At 65.5% G+C, this 1183-nt stretch carries 1 protein-coding gene; it reads left to right on the forward strand.

The genetic code is table 11. The annotated features are described in order from the left end of the window. Nucleotides 1-68: 68 nt before the first annotated feature. Nucleotides 69-1028 (forward strand): IS5 family transposase, encoded by a 960-nt coding sequence (locus tag x551_RS22495; RefSeq protein ID WP_036236753.1) that lies wholly within the window; start codon nt 69-71, stop codon nt 1026-1028. The last annotated feature ends 155 nt before the right edge of the window (nt 1029-1183 follow it).

Raw genomic sequence — 1183 nt, forward strand, 5'->3', positions numbered from 1 at the left:
GGAAGGTCTGCAAAACCCGCCCGAATCTTGCATGAGTTGAAGCGACGACGCATCGGAGCAAGACGACCATGAAGCAGCTGGGCCTGGGCCTGAACCTGTCGACCAAGAAGACGCGCAAGCGCGAGTTCCTGGAAGAGATGGAACGCGTGGTGCCGTGGGGCGTGCTGGTGCAGATCGTCGAGCCGCACTACCCCAAGGCCAAGACCGGGCGACCGCCCTTCGGCATCGAGACCATGCTGCGCATCCACTACCTGCAGCAGTGGTTCGGGCTGAGCGACCCGGCGATGGAAGAGGCGCTGCACGACGTGCCGCTGTACCGGGAGTTCGCCAAGCTCGACAGCGTGACGGCACGGCTGCCTGATGAGACCACCATCCTGAGGTTCCGCCACCTGCTGGAACGCCACAACCTGGCCGTGGACATGCTGCGGGTGGTCAACGATCTGCTGCAGCATCGCGGCCTGATGCTGCGCAGCGGCACGGCGGTGGACGCCACGCTGATCTCGGCACCGAGCTCGACCAAGAACGCCGAAGGTGAGCGCGATCCGGAGATGAAGCAGACCCGCAAGGGCAACAACTGGTACTTCGGCATGAAGGCCCACATCGGCGTGGACGCGCAGTCGGGTCTGGTGCATACCGTGGCCACCACGGCGGCCAACGTCAACGACCTCAACGTCGCCGGGCAACTGCTGCACGGCGAGGAAGAAGCCGCCTTCGGCGACGCCGGCTACCAGGGCGTGCACAAGCGGGCCGAAGCCGCGGGGCCCACCTGGCATGTGGCCATGCGCCCGGGCCTGCGCAGGAAGCTCAACCCCTTCATCGAGCCGGACTTCGTGGCCGAGCGTGTGGAGAAGATGAAGGCCAGCATCCGCGCGAAGGTCGAGCACCCGTTCCGCGTCATCAAGCGGCAGTTCGGGTTCACCAAGGTGCGATACCGAGGGCTTGCGAAGAACACCGCGCAGATCGTCACGCTGTTCGCACTGTCGAACCTGTGGATGGCCAGGCGGCAGTTGATGCGAGCGCCGGGATGAGTGCGTCCGCGATACCCGCAGCGGGCTCGCGAGGTGCTGACAGTGCCTGCGAAGCGGTGCCAATCGACCGCGAGACCGGCCGAATCGAAGGCTTCGGCGCGTCACCGTCATCACGTCACTTCAAACCGCACCGCGCGTCGCGTTGTGCAGACCTT

It is taken from the genome of Methylibium sp. T29 (genome assembly GCF_000576205.1).
Lineage (GTDB): Bacteria > Pseudomonadota > Gammaproteobacteria > Burkholderiales > Burkholderiaceae_C > Methylibium > Methylibium petroleiphilum.

What these genes read in the sequence shown, in the direction of transcription:
- x551_RS22495 (WP_036236753.1), top strand. Translation starts at nt 69, where the DNA reads ATGAAGCAGCTGGGCCTGGGCCTGAACCTGTCGACCAAGAAGACGCGC.